Source organism: Williamsia sp. SKLECPSW1 (assembly GCF_054332755.1).
This window is the reverse complement of sequence record NZ_JBTGLI010000001.1, coordinates 654534-671194: the sequence shown is the minus strand read 5'-3', so window position 1 is coordinate 671194 and position 16661 is coordinate 654534. Positions and strand designations below refer to the sequence as shown.

The 16661-nt window shown below is 70.3% G+C and carries 16 protein-coding genes; 8 read left to right on the top strand and 8 right to left on the bottom strand.

Annotated features, from left to right (window positions below):
- Genes ACXVUM_RS02975 through ACXVUM_RS02945 form a run of 7 tightly spaced genes read right to left on the bottom strand, consistent with a single transcriptional unit; the run spans position 1 to position 8144 of the window.
- Entirely contained in the window at positions 1-483 is a 483-nt protein-coding gene (locus tag ACXVUM_RS02975; RefSeq protein ID WP_458520385.1) for a hypothetical protein, read from the bottom strand.
- Positions 484-515: 32 nt separating this feature from the next.
- Complete coding sequence (locus ACXVUM_RS02970) at positions 516-1718, bottom strand: endonuclease/exonuclease/phosphatase family protein (protein ID WP_458520384.1); 1203 nt, start codon at positions 1716-1718, stop codon at positions 516-518.
- Between the two features lie 52 nt (positions 1719-1770).
- Positions 1771-3765: a neutral/alkaline ceramidase gene (locus ACXVUM_RS02965; RefSeq protein WP_458520383.1), complete on the bottom strand. Its 1995-nt coding sequence runs from the start codon at positions 3763-3765 to the stop codon at positions 1771-1773.
- Positions 3762-5054: a D-arabinono-1,4-lactone oxidase gene (locus tag ACXVUM_RS02960; RefSeq protein ID WP_458522764.1), complete on the bottom strand. Its 1293-nt coding sequence runs from the start codon at positions 5052-5054 to the stop codon at positions 3762-3764. The genes ACXVUM_RS02965 and ACXVUM_RS02960 overlap by 4 nt, the downstream gene beginning before the upstream one ends.
- A 44-nt stretch (positions 5055-5098) precedes the next feature.
- Entirely contained in the window at positions 5099-6340 is a 1242-nt protein-coding gene (locus ACXVUM_RS02955) for an amino acid deaminase/aldolase (protein ID WP_458520382.1), read from the bottom strand.
- Positions 6337-7578, bottom strand: a complete 1242-nt coding sequence (locus ACXVUM_RS02950; RefSeq protein WP_458520381.1) for an MFS transporter — start codon at positions 7576-7578, stop codon at positions 6337-6339. The genes ACXVUM_RS02955 and ACXVUM_RS02950 overlap by 4 nt, the downstream gene beginning before the upstream one ends.
- Positions 7575-8144, bottom strand: coding sequence for a TetR/AcrR family transcriptional regulator (locus tag ACXVUM_RS02945; protein ID WP_458520380.1), 570 nt, complete (start codon positions 8142-8144; stop codon positions 7575-7577). Before ACXVUM_RS02945 ends, ACXVUM_RS02950 begins: the two co-directional genes overlap by 4 nt.
- A gap of 166 nt (positions 8145-8310) precedes the next feature.
- Between ACXVUM_RS02945 and ACXVUM_RS02940 the strand changes: the two genes are divergently transcribed.
- From ACXVUM_RS02940 to ACXVUM_RS02930, 3 genes are all read left to right on the top strand, one after another.
- Entirely contained in the window at positions 8311-8682 is a 372-nt protein-coding gene (locus ACXVUM_RS02940; protein ID WP_458520379.1) for an RNA-binding S4 domain-containing protein, read from the top strand.
- A 103-nt stretch (positions 8683-8785) separates the two neighbouring features.
- Entirely contained in the window at positions 8786-9340 is a 555-nt protein-coding gene (locus ACXVUM_RS02935; RefSeq protein ID WP_458520378.1) for a DUF3558 domain-containing protein, read from the top strand.
- Positions 9340-9903, top strand: a complete 564-nt coding sequence (locus ACXVUM_RS02930; protein WP_458520377.1) for a DUF3558 domain-containing protein — start codon at positions 9340-9342, stop codon at positions 9901-9903. The genes ACXVUM_RS02935 and ACXVUM_RS02930 overlap by 1 nt, the downstream gene beginning before the upstream one ends.
- Before the next feature lie 18 nt (positions 9904-9921).
- On the opposite strand, the gene ACXVUM_RS02925 is transcribed toward ACXVUM_RS02930, so the two are convergent.
- A complete protein-coding gene (locus ACXVUM_RS02925; protein WP_458520376.1) occupies positions 9922-10722 on the bottom strand; it encodes an acyl-[acyl-carrier-protein] thioesterase in 801 nt (266 codons plus the stop codon).
- A gap of 157 nt (positions 10723-10879) precedes the next feature.
- Here ACXVUM_RS02925 and ACXVUM_RS02920 point away from each other — a divergent pair, with 157 nt between their 5' ends.
- The 5 genes from ACXVUM_RS02920 to ACXVUM_RS02900 all read left to right on the top strand — a co-directional run bounded on the left by ACXVUM_RS02920 (position 10880) and on the right by ACXVUM_RS02900 (position 16656).
- Positions 10880-12547 (top strand): FAD-dependent oxidoreductase, encoded by a 1668-nt coding sequence (locus tag ACXVUM_RS02920; protein WP_458520375.1) that lies wholly within the window; start codon positions 10880-10882, stop codon positions 12545-12547.
- Between the two features lie 49 nt (positions 12548-12596).
- The gene (locus ACXVUM_RS02915; protein WP_458520374.1) at positions 12597-13868 is read left to right on the top strand and encodes a glycosyltransferase family 4 protein; all 1272 of its coding nucleotides are present in this window, start codon (positions 12597-12599) and stop codon (positions 13866-13868) included.
- A complete protein-coding gene (locus ACXVUM_RS02910; RefSeq protein ID WP_458520373.1) occupies positions 13855-14568 on the top strand; it encodes a class I SAM-dependent methyltransferase in 714 nt (237 codons plus the stop codon). The genes ACXVUM_RS02915 and ACXVUM_RS02910 overlap by 14 nt, the downstream gene beginning before the upstream one ends.
- Before the next feature lie 4 nt (positions 14569-14572).
- Positions 14573-15715: a prenyltransferase gene (locus ACXVUM_RS02905; RefSeq protein ID WP_458520372.1), complete on the top strand. Its 1143-nt coding sequence runs from the start codon at positions 14573-14575 to the stop codon at positions 15713-15715.
- 92 nt (positions 15716-15807) lie between these two features.
- Positions 15808-16656 carry an LLM class F420-dependent oxidoreductase gene (locus ACXVUM_RS02900; protein ID WP_458520371.1) on the top strand — a complete coding sequence of 283 codons (849 nt, stop codon included), beginning with the start codon at positions 15808-15810 and terminating at the stop codon, positions 16654-16656.
- Positions 16657-16661 lie beyond the last annotated feature (5 nt).

The following is a 16661-nucleotide window of genomic DNA, read 5'->3' as shown; positions in this document are numbered from 1 at the left end:
TCAGCTCGGTGCGGAGGCGCGGCGCTGGGTGGATCGCGATCGCACCATCGCCGCGATGTCGTCGACGAGGCGTCGGAGCATCTCGGTGTACGGCGCGTGTTCGTCGCCGAGTGTCGCGAACGAGGACAGCGCCGCTCGTGCCCGCCCGAGGTGGTCGTCGGCGGCATCGAACGACCCGAGGCGACGCAGGTCGTCGGCGATGTTCAGGTGCAGGGACGGATAGAACGCCGCGACCTCGATGCCAGTCGCCTGCACGCCCGCGTGGCCGTGGTCGAGGACGTCTGCGGCGTCGAGCGCACGCACGTCCCACATCAACGACACCGCGGGGTCGTCGAACAGATCGGCCAGGTGGTGGGCGAGGACGCACCGGTGCAACGCGTCCCCGGTCGGCGTGATCGTCAGCCACAGGTCCACCAGATCGTCGCGGTCGCGGGCGGCGACCGCGGCGATGATCCGGTCCATGGTCGGGTCGGCGGTGGGCATGGGCTGGATCCTGCCGGACACCCCCGACACGGTCAGAGCCGCAGATCCACCCAGACGAGTCGGTGATCGCTGCTGACCGTGGGCGGCATGAGGTCGCGGCCGGATTCACCGGGTGCGGGCCAGAACACCCCGGCTCCGGCGACGGGCAGGTCACGGGAGGGAAGGACGTAGTCGACGCGGAGGTTGCCCGGGTCCGGCTCGGCGAAGTCGGCGGTTCGCGACTCCGGCGGCGTCCGGTGACCGTCGCCGGCGCTGTCGACTGCCGCCCCATGCGACGTCGGACGCGTGGCGTTCACCCGGGGGAGTCCCAGCACCTGGTTGATCGCGCCCACACCCGGACCGGGCGGGCCGCCGTCGTTCGGGTCGCTGTTCTGGTCGCCGACCATCACGAACGACGCACCGCGGTCCAGACCGCCTCGCCTGCCGGCGTCGTCGACGATGTACGACGCCCTGACGCCGCCCGCGATGTAGTCGGCGGACAGACGTATCTCGTCGTGGTTGCGACGTCCGTTGCGGTCTTCGGGGCCGTCGAAGCTCGGCGGCGTCGGATGTGAGGCGAGCAGGTGGACGGTACGGCCACGCACGATGATCGGGACGTCCCAGTGCGACTTGCTCGACAACCGCAGGACGTCGGCGTTCGCACCGTAGTAGTCGCGGGGGATGAGGCTGCCGGGCTGGTCTTTCCACAGCAGCTTCTGGAAGGTGCGCACCCGTGCGGTGTCGATCGGGAAGCGCGAGTAGACGACCATCCCGTACTGGCCGGGGAACGCGCCGAACCCGTACGCGTCGTCCGGGCCGGTCGTCGATCCGTCGCCGTTCAGGTCGCGTCCGGTCGGGACACCGGTGTTCACGGGTGCGGTGAACGAGTACGGGTAGTCGATGGACGGCTGCCCGCGCTGACCCACTTTGAGGTACTTCTCGGCGAACGCGCGGACGGCCGCGCCTCCGGCGACGTGGTCGAACTCGTTGAGCAGCAGGATGTCCGGGCGGTTGCGCTGGACGATCTCGGCGATGGCCTTCGCCTGCGCGTTCGTCCCCGACCACAGGTCGGTGAGCAGCTGCCCCTGCGCCGGCCGGTTGAGGCTGGCGTTGTAGGTGGCCACCCGCACCACAGACGGGCCGTCGGACGACCCGAGACCGGGAGCGCCGAACCGGGGTGCGGCGCCCGCCGCGGATGCCGCGGCACTCATCGCCACCACCGCGACCACCAGGATGCGCAGACCTCGCATGAGCATCCAGCGACCGTAGGCCCGCCAGACGAACGGTATGTCACCGATCGGTGAACACTCACCCCACGACGAACTCGGGAGACGTGCCCACGATCGGCTCGACGTGTCCGTCGGGGCGTCGACGATCGCCCGTGTAGCGGACACGGAAGGTCCCCGCGGTGCCGGTCGGGACGGTCCACCGGATCGAGATCACCGAAGCCGTCGACGATCCCGCCGGGCGACTCCAGTGCATCTCGGTGCACCAGTCGTCGTCGTCGAAGACCGTCTGCCATCCCGCCGCCCCGCGCCGCTCGACGCGGAAGTAGGTGTCGTCGGTACGGAAGTCGACGGTGGGATGTGCGCCGACGAAGTCCACCCGGACCGTCGACCCGGCCCGGTGACGCGGGCGCGGGGGCACCAGGACGTCTCCGAAACGGTGACCGACGACCGGGGTGTCCGCGGGGACCGGCGGCAACAGATCGGGCTGTCGCGACGATTTGTCGAGCGGCGCCGGGCCACGCCCGATCGGCACACCGGTGGCGAATGCCCGTGCGAGTCGGTCGAACTCCTGCAGGTACGCCGAGAGTGTCCACCGCCCGAACTGTGTCTCCCCGCCTTCGTACTGCTGGGCGTCGTACTCCTCCGGTGTGGTGACGTACTGGCTGTAGCCGTTCGCGTAGCCCTGCAGGAGTACGTCGTCGACGCTCATCCGCAACGCATCGGCGACGGTGCGTCGAACGCGGAGACCCGCCACGACGGTGAACTCCGCCGGCGCCGCGGCGAGCACCAGGTCACCGATCCGCATCAGTTGGATGGGGAGCACCTGCGGGATCCATGGCCACGGGGGCAGCAGTCCGAGCGGCGCGATGATCAGCTTCGGTGCCTGGATGTCGCTCAGGCCCGGTGGGATCGGTGTGCGCTGGCCCTCGTCGAACAGTGGGATGGGCAGGTTCCAGTTGTCCTCGCGGCTGGTGCCGAACGCGGCCGCACCCATGCAGGCGGGACCTGTCCGGGCGGGTCGACCCTCCGGTGTCCACCGGCCGGCGATCGCGACGGCCGAGAAGTCGACGTAGTGGACCATCGCGTCGACGCCGTTGCGGCGCATCGGACGTGCGTCGTCGGCCGCCCGCGCGCCCGCGCGGTACTGCCGGTCACCGATGATCAGGCAGTTGGCCCGGTTGTCGGCGGTCGGACCGCCGGGATGCAACGGCCGCACCCACAGGTTCGGGGTCATGTCGCCCGCGTTCGTCTGCGGGAACGCGGTGACGCACCGCGGATCCCGCGACTCGGCCAGGTGACTGGCGTAGCCCTTGTTGTCCCCCGAGATCAAGGTGTTGCGATCGGTGAGTGACGTGCCGTGGGTGGCGAACCAACTGATCTGTCCGATGTCGGCACCGGTCGACGTCCTGCGCAGGCGCACGGTCGTGACCGCGGGGTCGACGGCGTTCGGGAACTCGCGTCGATCGGCGGCAGGGTTGCGGTCGAACGCGATCCGCGACCGATTCGCGCTGGCGTCGTGCAGTTCGCTGCGTCCCAGGCTGATCGTCCCCGGTGCAAGGTCGTCATGCGCGCGGGCTATGGCGGTGACGATCCCGTGCACCTCCGCCTCGTACGAGCGTTTCTTGAAACCGTAGGCGGCGAGGGTGTACGCGTAATCCCAGGCGGTCCCGCCGCACGAGTTGTGATTGTGCGTGGCGTTGAGGTTGACGTTCCGCTCGGTGTACAGATCTCCGAACCGCGTTCGGAGGGCGGACATCACGCCCAGGTGCACCGACTGGAAGAGGCACGCGATGTCGACGGTGACGAATGCGACGCGGCTGCCGGTGGCGCGGTCGACGACGATGTAGGCACGCGCCCAGCACCGGGACAGCAGCCCCGTGGACACCTGATCCTGCTCGGAGTACCCCATCATCCCCTCACCGGCGACCGCGCCGGTCGCGTCCGCGCGGCCCGCCCCGACGAGCAGTCCGGTGGGGGCCGCGTCCGCCCGTGCACCGGCCGCCGTCGCCCATGCGGCGGTCGCCGCGGCACCGGCGAGTACGGCGCGGCGGGAGATCCCCTCGCGCGGCGTCACCGGCCGAGCACCTGGGTCAGATACGCGTTCGCGAACACCCGGTCGGGGTCGAGACGGTCACGTACAGCGAGGAACTCGTCGAATCGTGGATACACGGCCCGCAGATCGTGGGCGGTGCGCGTGTGTATCTTGCCCCAGTGGGGACGGCCGTCACGGCGGGCGAGGATCTCCTCGACGGAGGTGAAGTAGTCGTCGGGGGCGTCGCGGTGATAGCGGTGCACGGCGATGTAGCCGCTCTGCCGTCCGGACGCGGTGGAGAGCATCAGGTCGTCCGCAGCGGCCGCTCGCACCTCGATCGGGAACGAGATCCGCCACCCACGACGGTCGATGAGTGTGCGGATCTCGTCGACGGCGTCCGGGACCTGGGCGAGCGGGATCGCGTACTCCATCTCGCGGAACCGGACGCGACGCTGCGAGACGAACACCGATGTGGACGCGTCGACGAACCGGCGACCGGACTGCGCGCCGCCGGCGACTCTCGCCAATGCGGGTGTGAGGACAGGGAAGCGGGCCCCTGCCTCGCACATCACCCCGAACACGCCGTTGCTGAGCAGTTCGTCGGAGACGAACCGTGCAACGTGGCCGGGGCCCTCCGTCGGTGCCCCGGCGGGAAGTCTCGTGTTCGTCTTCGTCAGTGCGGCGTCGGTGTGGGGGAACCAGTAGAACTCGTGGTGATCGTCGCGGCGCACCGCGTCGAGGAAGTCCGTGACGGCGTCGTCGACCCGGATCGCGCGCTCGACCGCCTCGAGCGCGAACGCGGGAACGCACTGCAGGGTGATCTCGGTGGCCACCCCGAGAGCACCGAGTCCGAGTGCGACGGCCTGCAGTGTCGCGGGGTCGTCGTCGCCGACGGTGAGGACCTCACCGGTGCCGGTCACCAGTGTGACGCCGACGATCTGGGTCGCCAGGCCGCCGAACGCGAGCCCGGTGCCATGGGTTCCCGTCGACGTCGCACCCGCGATGGTCTGCGCGTCGACGTCACCCAGGTTGGGCATCGCGAGGCCGAGGGGTTCGAGGATCGCCGGCATCTGGTGCAGCGGTGTCCCGGCCCGGACGGTGACGCGACGACGCGCGGGGTCGGCGGACACGAGGCCCGTCATGGCTCCGAGGTCGAGCGCGAGCGCCTCCGGCACCGCGATGCCGCTGAAGCTGTGGCCGGACCCTGCCGCCTTGAGGGTGGTCCGGTCCCGACGGGCGCGCCGGACGGCTGCGACGACGTCGTCGAGGCCGTGGGCGGGGACCACCTCGTCGGGGGTGGCGGACTGGGTCCGACCCCAGTTGCGCCACATCGGCACTCTGGTGTCCGCCTGTGGTCGTGTCGGTCGGGTGGTGGTCACAGGAAGCACTTCCCCTCGCCGCGGTAGGTCGGCACGGTGTCGACGATCTCGCCGTCCTCGACGACGACGATCTCGGTGCAGTGTTCGGCGATCTCGCCGGACTTGGTGTGCCGGAACCACACCCGGTCGCCGATGGCGAGGCCGTCGGCACCCTCTCCGAGCACGGGGGTCTGCACCTCGCCGGCGGCCTCGCGTGGTTCGAACGTCACCCCGGCGGGCCAGACCGGCAGCGGGAGCCGATCGGGTGCGGGCGGCCCGGATGCGATCCACCCGCCGCCGTGGCAGGTGACGACCCCGGGTCCGGGTCTACGGACCACCTGCAGTCCGAATCCGACTGCCGGGGCCGGTCGGAAGTGCGCGTAGGTGTCGAACAGGTGGCCACCGAAGAAGCCGCTCCCGGCGGCGATGTCGGTGACGGACGCGTCGGCCGCGGTCATCTCGAGCGAACCGGTGCCGCCGGCGTTGACGAACTCGAGGTCGGCCATCTCCCGCAGGGCAGCCACGACGATGCCGCGCCGGCGTCGCAGCTCCGCCATCGACGCCCACTGCATCCCGCGGATCATCCTGTTGCGCAGGGGTGCTCCCGTCCGCCAGCCTCCGTCGACGCCGTTGCCGACCCCCGCGACCTGCGCCTCGTACGACATGACGCCGACCAGGCGCAGTCCCGGCCTGCGGACGATCGCCCGCGCGAGCTCCAGGGCGTCGTCGAGGGTGTGCACCGGGGAGCGCCGGACCCCGATGTGACCGAGCACGCGCGCGTCGAGGGAGGCGTCGAGGTCGATCGCCACCCGCAGAGGCGGTCGGGACTCGGGCGGTGCGGCGTCGTCGATCAGATCGAGGTGGTCGACGGAGTCGACGAGCAGCGTCACGCGCTGAGCGGCGACCTCGTCCGCGGCGAGAGCGGCGATGGAGCCTCGTCGCGCCGAGGGGTATCCGACGAGGACGTCGTCGACTCCGGATGCGGTCGCCAGCCAGATGGCCTCGTCCAGGTCGTACGCCAGGACCCCGGCGAACCCGTCGCGGCCCAGGATGTCGTCGATCACCGACCGCACACGCAGCGATTTCGACGCGACCCGGATCGGGGTGCCGCCCGCGCGGCGTCGGAGGTCGGCGACGTTGGACTCGAAGGCGGTCCGCTCGAGCACCACGACCGGTCCGTCGAGGGAGGCGACCGCGCGATCCACGGCCGCCCAGTCGACATCCGCCGATGGAGGGGCGCGGTGCAGCGTCGCGGTCATCGAACCGACCGCACGCGCAGCACCGAGAGCCCACCGGCGATGCCGAGCACCGCGGAGACCGTGAAGAGAGCGGTGAATCCGCCGGTGGCGGCGACGATCCCGGCACCGACGAGGGGACCGAGCGCCTGGGGTACGGCCATGGCGATGTTCATGATGCCGAGGTCCTTTCCTGTGTGGTCGGCGTCGGGCAGGACCTGGGTGGCCAGGGCCTGGTCGACGCCGAGGAAGCTGCCGAAGCCCGCGCCGAGCAGCGCGGCGGCGACGATGGTGGTGGGCAGCGACGCCACGAGCGCGATGGTGAGTGCCGCGAGACCCTGCAGCACGCCCGCGGCGAGGACGAACGGCTTGCGCCGGGCGATGCGGTCGGACAGCACCCCCGACGCGAGGGCCGCCCCGATCACGAAGACCATGTAGACCGCGGTCAGCACGAGCAGGTCGCCGTCGGCGTCACCGACCCGCAGTCCGAACTGCAGGAAGTAGAGCAGCAGCGACGTCCCGAGCGCGTTGCCGAGGTTGACCAGGACCCGGCCGAGCAGCGTCCACCCGAAGTCGGGGTGCTCGCGCGGGGAGACCCACAACTCGCCGATCACCGCACGCACGGTCAGAGCCCCGTGGGAATGTGCTGCCACGGGTGGGTCGTCGACCGTGAGGACGAAGGGCAGGACGCAGACGATCAGGAGTACCGCGACGAGCACGTTCCCCCCGACGCTGCCGAGCCCCAGCGCCGCGATGAGCGCGACACCGAGGATGACGCCGATCGCCTGTGGGGCCGACACCCAGCTCGACACCACGCCGCGCTGGTCGACGGGGACACGGTCACCGATGAGCGCGGTGAGCGCCGCCGACGCCGCACTGAAACCGGTGAGCGCGACACACCACCAGACGGTCAGTCCGACGAGCCCGTGGCGCGTCCCGAGGACGACGAGGGCCACCGCGAACACGACGACGCCGCCGGCGATCCAGGGTCGTCGCCGACCGGATCGACCTGTCGTGCGGTCCGAGAGCGACCCGGTGAGCGGGAACGCGACGAGTGCGCAGATCGCCGAGAAGCCCGAGACGACACCGAACGTCGTGACGCTGGTGCGCCACTGCGCGTCGTCGGTGCCGAGCACGTCGACCACCTGCTGGGGGATTGTCAGCTGGAACGGGGTGAGCTGCGCGAGCCAGATCCCTGTCCATGCCAGGGCGAACAGGCCGATCCACCGTCGGCTCACGCGAGTGGTCGTCGCGGCTGTCACGCCGCCTCCACGTGGAGGAGCAGCATCTGCACGCAGGCGTCGACGATGCGTCGCGCGACGTCGAGGTCGCCGGTGTTCAGGTAGGCGAGCGTGAGTCCGTCGGTGGCGGCGACGACGAGGGGTGCGAGGTCGGCGGGGTCGGTGCGCCACCGGACCCCGGAGGCGTCGGCGGCCGCCGTGAGGGCGGACTCGGCGAGGTCGTAGTAGCGCCGATAGAGGTCGGCGGCGAGGTGCTCCAGCCCTGCCGTCCGGTGCGCGTACTGCGACAGTGCGATCAGCGCCCGTTCGCGGTCGGGGTCGTCGACGAGGCTGTCGAGGTAGCCGCCGAGCCCGCCCCGCAGCAACGCTTCGACGTCGGAGGTGTCCGCGGGGTTGCCGGTGAGCACCGCGTGGATGGCTGTGTCCTCGCTCGTCAGTCCGGCCACCACGACCGCTTCGAGGAGGGCGTCGCGGGAGTCGAACGCGTAGTGGAAGCTCGCCAACGCCATGCCGGCGTCCGCGCAGATGCGACGGGTCGTCGCGGCCTCCACGCCGTCGGCGGCGACGACACGGAAGGCTGCCGCCACCAGGCGTTCTCGTCGTTGCTCGACAGGGATGCGGGGGATCGTCGGCTCCTCGGGCTCTCGAGTGGGTCAAATGACCCACTCGGGTGCGGAAACGCTAACCCACCGACGTGACGGGCGCTGGACTTCGGCGGAAAACAGCTGTTCGAGTGCCGTTATCGTGGTCGGCATGGCGGAACCCAGCGTGCGTGTCGACAGCTGGATCTGGGCGGTCCGGCTCACCAAGACCCGGTCCCAGGCGGCGACCGCCTGCCGTGGTGGGCACGTGAAGGTCAACGGGACCCCGGCGAAACCGGCGCAGCACGTGGCGGTCGGGGACGAGGTGCGCCTTCGGATCGGCGGCCGCGACCGCATCGTCGAGGTGGTGCAGGTGCTGAGCAAGCGCGTCGGTCCCCCGGTCGCGGCGGCCGCGATGATCGATCGCAGTCCACCGCCCCCGCCGAAGGAACTGCTCGCGGCGATACCGGTCCGCGAGCGCGGTGCCGGCCGGCCGACGAAACGGGAACGCCGCGAGACCGACCGACTCCGCGGACGTCCCTGACCTCCGCGCCGAGCGGTTTCGGCCCGGTCGGCGGTGCGTTTGTGCCCGGTCGGCGGTGGGTTTCGGCCCGCTGGGCGGGGGTCGGTTCTCTACACTCGGGCCGGTGCAGAGCCGTGCCGTTCGTCGCTCGACGTGGGTGCTCGTCGTCGTCGCGGTGGTCGCGCTGCTCGCGGCCTGTTCGGACTCCTCCGGCGGAGGCGGCACCACCGGCGCCGCCGGCCAGTCGGCACCGGCCGGTTCGGGACCGTTCTTCGGCAAGTGCGGTGGCGTCAGCACCGACGACGTCTCCCGTGTCACCGGGGTCTCCGGGTTGGCCGTCGCCAGTGACAACAGCGCCGGATGCGAGTGGGTGACCAGCGCCGACGTGCTCGGCCCACAGTTCTCGTTCAACTGGTACCGGGGCAGCCCGATCGGCCGTGAACGAGCCACCGAGCAGCTCTCCCGCGACACCGTCTCGGACCTGACGATCAACGGTCACAGCGGGTTCATCGCGTCGAGCGCGGGGATCTGCGAGATCGGCATCGCGTTCGGCGGCGACTTCTTCGAGTGGTCGGTCAGCTACGGGTCGGCCGAGCCGGGTGTGCAGCAGCGATCCGTCGACCAGGTCTGTCAGGCGACGAAGACGCTCGCCACGATGTCGATCGAGCGGGCGCAGTGATGCGGCGGGTCGGCGGGGTCGTCGTCGCGCTCCTGGCCGTGTTGTTGCTCGTCGCCGGGTGTACCCGGTCGATCGACGGCGAGGCCAAGCCGCTCGGCGGGGGCACCGCCCAGGGCGACGGTTCCGACAACGGGTCGGTCGACACCGATCAGTTCGACAAGCTGCTGCTCGAGTGTGCCCTGCTCAGCCCGGAGCAGATCGCGACCGCGGTCGGCGGGACGGCCGCGGAATCGACCTTCAACGGTGCGATCTGCCGGTGGGTCGTCGCGGGGGCGGTACCGCTCGGCGTCACGTTCACCTGGTTCGAGACCGGCACGATGGCCGTCGAGAAGCAGACGGTGACCCGCCTCGGCTACACCACCGACAACGTCCGCGTCTCGGGAGCGTCGGCCTTCACCTCGCGTGACCCGCAGCGTCCCGGCGTGTGCGGCGTGACCGCGAAGTCGCCCGATCGCGGCATCTACACCTGGTGGGTCGAACCTCGCGGTGGTGCCGCGGCCGCGGCGGATCCGTGCGCGGCACCCACGAAGCTCATGGAACTGGTGCTGCGCGGATCGGCCTGAACGCCGTCGGGAGTCGTGTCAGCGCGCCGAGCGGGTGACGCTCACCGTGGCGGCGACCTGGTCGTCGACGATCATCCACAGCAACAACTCGTCGCCGACGCGGCGGCGACGCAGTGTGATCGACGCCCCCGGTGTGATGGGCCGCAGGTACTCGATGACGGCGCGGTGCGGCGCGTCGACGATGTCGGTGTGGTCGAGCAACTCGTCCTCGACGGCCTCCCAGTAGGCGGCGTTGTTCAGGTGCCGGAACGGGTCGAAGTCGGTGCTGCGGAGAACGTGCAGGCGGTCGGTGCCGTCGTCCTCGGGCAGGGGCGTCGGGTGCATCGTCTTCCACCGCAGCCGGTGCTCGTCGGTCATCGCGGCGAGCATCTCGAACGCCTCGTCGGTGATCCGTGACGGCATGCCCTTGTCGTTGACGTTGATCCAGAACGCCTCGGTCTCGATGAGTCCCGGCGGACGCATCTCCGGGTTGAACCGGTTCGTCTCGTGCTCGGCCGTGATCCGCACCCGCATGTTCGTCCACCGCGTCGACAGCGCCGCACACCACCGCTGCAAGGTGACCGTCGCCGGCCAGGTGATCGGCTCGATGACGTCGATGACCGTGCGTCGGACTATCCAGAACGGATCGCTGTCGTGGAAGTCGGTCGCCTCGATGTTGTCGTTGGCGATGTCCTGCAGGTAGCGGGCGGTGCCGTCGAGGCGGACACGCATCTGCTGGTCGACGTCGCCGGTGCGAACGCGGTACGACGCCTCGTAGTACCGGGCGCGCTCCAGCCGGTCGTCGAGGGCCGGGGTGAACGGGTAGGGCGGCGACGTCACGTCGGACAGCATCCCACGCAGCGGGAGAGACGCCGGTCATGCCCGGGGCAGGGTGCTGAAGTGGTACGGGCGGTGGATAAAGTTGTGACAACGCTTACGATCTAGAACACGTTCCAGTTCCGGGGACGTTCGAGGACGAGTCGAGGTCAGACAACTCATGGCGCATGTGATCACCCAGCCGTGCTGCAACGATGCCAGCTGCATTGCCGTGTGTCCGGTCAACTGCATCCACCCGACGCCCGACGAACCCGAGTTCCTGACCGCGGAGATGCTCTACATCGATCCCGACACGTGCATCGACTGCGGTGCCTGCATCGACGAGTGCCCGGTCGAGGCGATCTTCCCCGACGATCAGCTCGACGAGAAGGGCGAGCGGTACCTGCAGATCAACGCCGACTACTACAACGACCACGACGTGTCCGGTGGGCTGGTGCCCCCGCGCAAGGCGCCGCCGCTGCCGCAGGGCAAGGAGCTGCACGTCGCGATCGTCGGTGCCGGTCCGGCCGCGTTCTACGCGGCCGAGGAACTCGTCCGTCACTCCGCTGTCCGCGTCGACATGTTCGACCGGCTGCCCACCCCGTACGGACTGGTCCGCGCCGGTGTCGCCCCCGACCACCCGTCGACGAAGGGCGTCGAGAAGCAGTTCGCGTCGACGGCCAACAAGAAGACCTTCGAGTACTTCCTCAACGTCGAGGTCGGCACCCACGTCACCCACGACGAGCTGCTGGAGCACTACGGCGCGGTGATCTACGCGGTCGGTGCGTCGACCGACCGCAAGCTGGGCATCCCGGGTGAGGACCTGCCCGGATCGATCCCCGCGACGGAGTTCGTGGCCTGGTACAACGGTCACCCCGATTACGCCGATCTGGACTTCGACCTGTCGAGTGAGCGGGCGGTGGTCGTCGGCAACGGCAACGTCGCGCTCGACGTGGCCCGGATCCTGCTCAGCGATCCCGATCACCTCTCGGCCACCGACATCGCCGATCACGCGATCGAGCGGTTGCGGGCCTCGTCGGTGCGTGAGGTGGTGTTGTTGGGTCGCCGCGGGATCGCGCAGGCCGCGTACACCAACGGGGAATTCCTGGCGATGGGCGACATCCCCGGTGTCGACGTCGTGATCGACCCCGACGAACTCGTCCTCGACGCAGCCTCCGCCGAGGCGGAGTCGAGCGGGACACTGGATTCCACGATCGCGACGAAGATCCGCATCGCCCGCGAGTTCGCCGAGCGTGGCGAGACCGGTGCCGATCGTCGCGTGGTGTTCCGCTACCTCGTCTCCCCGGTCGAACTCGCCGGTGACGGCGCGGTGTCGTCGTTGACGTGTGTGCGCAACGAGCTCGTCGACGGCGAGCGCGTCGCGGTCACCCCGACCGACGAGCGGTTCGAGATCGAGACCGGTCTGGTCCTGCGGGCGATCGGGTATCGCGGCCTGCCCGTGCAGGACCTGCCGTTCGACGAGGGCCACGGTGTCGTCCCGAACGAGGGTGGTCGTGTGCTCACCGAACCCGGCGGCGAGCTGGTGAGCGGTGTATACGTCAGCGGGTGGATCAAGCGCGGCGCGACCGGCGGCATCGGTATGAACCGGCTCGACGGTCAGCAGACGGCGCAGGCCGTGTTGGCCGACTTCACCGAGGGCCGTCTGGCCGAACCGGGGCAGTCGCGTGAGGCCATCGCCGATCTCGTCGCGGGTCGTGGTGCGACCCGTGTCGACGGCGCGGGCTGGAAGAGCATCGACACCGCCGAGAAGCAGGCGGGCAAGGACGCGGGCCGCCGTCGCGTGAAGATCGTGCGCATCCGCGAGCTCGAATCCGTGGCCGCGGGGTAGTCCCCCCGAGACCCCCACCCTTCGCGACCGACGAGAGAGGCCCCTGCGAGTGCGTATCGCCCTGCTGTCCTATCGGAGCAAACCGCACTGCGGCGGACAGGGCGTCTACGTCCGTCACCTCGCACGCGAGCTCGCATTGCTCGGACACTCCGTCGAGGTCTTCTCCGGGCAGCCCTACCCCGACCTCGACGACGTGTCCTACGAGCACGGCGTCACCCTCACGAAGGTCCCCAGCCTGGACCTCTACGGCGAACCGAACCCGTTCCGCACCCCGCGGCCGTGGGAGATCCGGGACTGGATCGACCTCGTCGAGGTGGCGACGATGTGGACCGCGGGGTTCCCGGAGCCGCTGACCTTCAGCCTGCGCATGGCGAAGATCCTGCGCCGACGACGCGACGAGTTCGACGTCGTCCACGACAACCAGTGTCTCGGCTACGGCCTGCTCGACATCCAGCGCTCGGGTCTGCCGGTGGTCGCGACGATCCACCACCCGATCACCCGCGACCGTGCCCTGGCGGTGAAGGCGGCGAAGGGCTGGCGCAAGCTCACCGCGATCCGCTGGCACGGATTCGCCCGGATGCAGGGCAAGGTGGCTCGTCGCCTGCCCGACCTGCTCACCGTGTCACGCAGCAGTGAGGTCGACATCCGCAAGGCGTTCGACATCCCCTCCGGGCGGATCGAGACCATCCCGCTCGGCGTCGACACCGAGGTGTTCCGGCCCGCCGCGAGCCGGGTTCCCGGCCGTGTCGTCTGCGTCGCGAGCGCCGACGCCCCGCTCAAGGGCGTCTCCTATCTGCTGGAGGCGATCGCCAAGCTCGGCGCGGAACGCCCCGTGCACCTGGAACTCGTGTCGAAGCTCGACCCCGACGGGCCGAGCGCCCGCCTCATCAACGAGCTGTCGATCGCCGACCGGGTCACCGTGCGCTCGGGCCTGTCCGACGAGGAACTCGGCGCTCTGATCGGCTCCGCCGAGGTCGCCTGCGTCCCGTCGCTGTACGAGGGGTTCTCGCTGCCGGTCGTCGAGGCGATGAGCTGTGGGACGCCGATGGTCGTGACGACGGCCGGCGCCATCCCCGAGGTCGCCGGCGCCGACGGTGAGGCGACACTGCATGTGCCGCCGATGGATTCGGGCGCTCTGGCCTCGGCGATCGGCCGGTTGCTCGACGACCCCGACCTCCGCAGCCGACTCGGCGAGGGTGGCCGGGCGCGGGTCGAGTCCCGCTTCAGCTGGGCGGCCGTGGCCGCCAAGACCGCAGAACACTACGAGCGCGCCATCCGGGCCCCGCATGGCGTCGAAGGAGACATCCGTGCTGACAGTTGATTTCGACCGGCTCGGCGTCCGCGCCGGCACCACCGCGATCGACATCGGCGCCGGCCAGGGTCGCCATTCGTACGAGATGTTCCGACGCGGTGCCGACGTGATCGCCTTCGACCAGTCCGAGTCGGACATGGCGGAGGTCTCGGAGATGTTCGACGCCATGATCGCCGAGAAGCAGGTCCCGGCCTCGGCCAAGGCGCGCACCGAGGTCGGTGACGCGTTGCATCTGCCCTACGCCGACAACAGCTTCGACGTGGTCCTCATGTCGGAGATCCTCGAGCACGTCCCCGCCGACACCGATGCCATCGCCGAGATGGCGCGGATCCTCAAGCCCGGCGGGCATGCTGCGGTGACCGTGCCGCGCTACTGGCCGGAGAAGATCTGCTGGGCCTTCTCCGACGCGTACCACGAGGTGGAGGGCGGTCACGTCCGCATCTACAAGGCGAGTGAGCTGGCCGGAAAGCTCGCCGCGGCGGGACTGCAGGTGACCGGCACCGACCACCGGCACGCGCTGCACGCCCCGTACTGGTGGCTGAAGTGTGCTGTGGGCGTGGAGAACAACGACAACCCGCTCGTCCGTGGCTATCACCGGATGCTGGTCTGGGACATGATGAGTGCACCGGCGCTCACCCGCGTGGGAGAGCGCATCCTCGACCCGCTGCTGGGCAAGTCGGTCGTGCTCTACCTCCACAAGCCGGCCTGACGCGATGGCGTCCGTGCCCGAGGTCCCCGGCATCCTCACCGCCGGGCAGTGCGTTGCGACGGGCGCGGCCATCGCGGCGATGCAGGAGTCCTCGGGTGCGCTCCCGTGGTTCCCGGGCGGTCAGACCGACCCCTGGGACCACGTCGAGTCCGCGATGGCGCTCAGCGTCACCGGGTTCCACGCGGAGGCCGTGGCGGCGTACGAGTGGTCGCGCCGCACGCAACGGCCGGACGGGTCGTGGCCGATCCGGACCGTCGTCGGCAGGGTCACCGACCCCAACACCGACGCCAACTTCTGTGGCTACCTCGCGGTCGGGGTGTGGCACCACTTCCTCGTGACGGGCGACGAGGCGTTCCTGGCGCGGATGTGGCCGACGGTCTGGAAGGCGATCGAACTCGTCCTGCGATTCCAGGCCCCGAGCGGCGAGATCCGGTGGGGCGGGGCGCATCCGCTCCCGCATTCGCAGGACTCGGCGGTGCCGGGGCCGTCGGGGGACGGGCGGGCCGACGTCGGGACGGTACCGCCGGGCATGTTCGACGACGCGATGCTCACCGGCAGTGCCAGCATCCACCAGGCCCTGGGGTGCGCCGCGCTCATCGCCGAGGTCATGGAGCAGCCCGAGTCGCGATGGATCGCAGCCCGGGACCGCCTCGGCCACGCTCTGCGGTCGCACACCGATCGTTTCCTGCCCCCGTCGGACCACTCGATGGACTGGTACTACCCGGTTCTCGGTGGCGCTGTTCGCGGGCGGCAGGGTGAGGAGCTGATCGCGGCGCGGTGGGAGGAGTTCGTCGTGCCGGGTCTGGGTGCCCGCTGCGTGGACCATCGGCCCTGGGTGACCGGGGCCGAGACGTGTGAGCTGGTGCTCGCACTCGACTGCCTCGACGACACGACGGCCGCCCTGCAGCTGTTCGCCGACATGCAGCACCTGCGCGACCCGGACGGCTCCTACTGGACCGGCCTGGTCTACGCCGACGGCAAGCGGTGGCCGGTCGAGAAGAGCTGCTGGACGTCGGCCGCGGTGGTCCTGGCCGCCGACGCACTCAGCCGCACCTCGCCCGCGAACGGGGTGTTCCGCGACGCCGATCCCTATTCGGCACCCGTCGCCACCACGGCCGACGTCGACTGCGCCTGCGCGCTGATGTGACACCGGGCGAGGCTGGACCCGGACTGTCCACCTGACTAGACTGCTGTCCAGACACCTGTCGTCGTGACGAGGTGACGTGTGCGGAGGGATCCATGGACTACGGCATCGTGCAGTTCACCAGCGACCGCGGGCTGCCGCCCGGCGTCATGGCGCCGCTGGTCGAGGAGGCTGGTTTCGCCGCGTACTTCGTCCCCGAACACAGTCACATCCCGACCCGTCGCGACGCGGCCCATCCACAGACCGGCGACTCGTCGCTGCCCGACGACCGCTACATGCGCACCCTCGATCCGTGGGTGTCGCTCGGTGCCGCCGCGGCGGTCACCACCCGGGTCCGTCTCGGGACCGCCGTCGCACTGCCGGTCCAGTCCGACCCCCTGACCCTGGCCAAGCAGATCGCCACCCTCGACCATCTGTCGCAGGGCCGGGTGACACTCGGCGTCGGGTTCGGGTGGAACCTCGACGAGCTCGGCGACCACGGGGTGCCGCCGAAGCGCCGCCGGACGATGCTCCGCGAGTACCTCGAGGCGATGCGCGCGCTGTGGTCGCAGGAGGAGGCCGAGTTCTCCGGCGAGTTCGTGAACTTCGGGCCCAGCTGGGCGTGGCCGAAGACGCCGCAACAGCCGGGCGTCCCGGTGGTCGTGGGTGCCGGCGCGACGGAGAAGAACTTCACCTGGATCGCGAAGAACGCCGACGGGTGGCTCACCACCCCCGCCGACACCGACATCGACGACTCGATCCGGTTGCTGCAGAAGATCTGGGCCGATCACGGCCGGTCGGGACAGCCGCAGATCATCGCGCTCGACGGACGTCCCGACACCGAGAAGCTCGCGCGGTGGGCGGACCTCGGCGTCAGCCTGGTCCTCTACGGAACCCCCGACGACGACGTCGAGAAGGCCCGCGGGTACCTGGCCAAGCGCGCCGGGCAGCTCGGCCTGGCCTGAGCGCC

Bases quoted from the DNA above. Each gene is read 5' to 3' on its own strand.
- ACXVUM_RS02975 (WP_458520385.1), bottom strand. From the start codon at position 483: ATGCCCACCGCCGACCCGACCATGGACCGGATCATCGCCGCGGTCGCC.
- ACXVUM_RS02955 (WP_458520382.1), bottom strand. From the start codon at position 6,340: ATGACCGCGACGCTGCACCGCGCCCCTCCATCGGCGGATGTCGACTGG.
- ACXVUM_RS02900 (WP_458520371.1), top strand. From the start codon at position 15,808: ATGGACTACGGCATCGTGCAGTTCACCAGCGACCGCGGGCTGCCGCCC.
- ACXVUM_RS02905 (WP_458520372.1), top strand. From the start codon at position 14,573: ATGGCGTCCGTGCCCGAGGTCCCCGGCATCCTCACCGCCGGGCAGTGC.
- ACXVUM_RS02960 (WP_458522764.1), bottom strand. From the start codon at position 5,054: ATGTGGCGCAACTGGGGTCGGACCCAGTCCGCCACCCCCGACGAGGTG.
- ACXVUM_RS02970 (WP_458520384.1), bottom strand. From the start codon at position 1,718: ATGCTCATGCGAGGTCTGCGCATCCTGGTGGTCGCGGTGGTGGCGATG.
- ACXVUM_RS02940 (WP_458520379.1), top strand. From the start codon at position 8,311: ATGGCGGAACCCAGCGTGCGTGTCGACAGCTGGATCTGGGCGGTCCGG.
- ACXVUM_RS02930 (WP_458520377.1), top strand. From the start codon at position 9,340: ATGCGGCGGGTCGGCGGGGTCGTCGTCGCGCTCCTGGCCGTGTTGTTG.
- ACXVUM_RS02920 (WP_458520375.1), top strand. From the start codon at position 10,880: ATGGCGCATGTGATCACCCAGCCGTGCTGCAACGATGCCAGCTGCATT.